The sequence below is a fragment of the Paraburkholderia bengalensis genome, assembly GCF_037126505.1.
Classification (GTDB): Bacteria; Pseudomonadota; Gammaproteobacteria; order Burkholderiales; family Burkholderiaceae; genus Paraburkholderia; species Paraburkholderia bengalensis.
Genome location: NZ_JACFYJ010000321.1, coordinates 1 through 373, shown reverse-complemented (window position 1 = coordinate 373; position 373 = coordinate 1). Strand labels below are relative to the sequence as shown.

At 58.7% G+C, this 373-nt stretch carries 1 protein-coding gene; it reads right to left on the bottom strand.

Annotated elements, in window-relative coordinates; genetic code table 11:
* Positions 1-111: 111 nt before the first annotated feature.
* Positions 112-336, bottom strand: coding sequence for a hypothetical protein (locus H3V53_RS43485; protein ID WP_336603082.1), 225 nt, complete (start codon positions 334-336; stop codon positions 112-114).
* Positions 337-373 lie beyond the last annotated feature (37 nt).

Genomic DNA, 373 nt, shown 5'->3' with positions numbered 1-373 from the left:
GCGAGCGATTCGACGGACAGTTCTTCGTTGTGCGAGAGGTCTTTGATGGTCAGCGAGGTCATGGTGAATCTCCTTGAATCGGGCGTGAGAAGAGAGCGAGTCGTTTGCGATTTACAGCACAGCCTGGAGGCCGCCGAAGTTCTGGATCGTCGGGATCACGACCTTCGTGTCGGTCTGCGTGACAGGCGCCACGACGACAGCCGGGCTGGCGAAGCCGCCACCGAATGCAGCATTCGTGTTGAAGGCGTTGACGTTGCTGCCGCCACGCACGGACGCGAGCGATTCGACGGACAGTTCTTCGTTGTGCGAGAGGTCTTTGATGGTCAGCGAGGTCATGGTGAATCTCCTTGAATCGGGCGTGAGAAGAGAGCGA

What these genes read in the sequence shown, in the direction of transcription:
- H3V53_RS43485 (WP_336603082.1), bottom strand. Translation starts at nt 336, where the DNA reads ATGACCTCGCTGACCATCAAAGACCTCTCGCACAACGAAGAACTGTCC.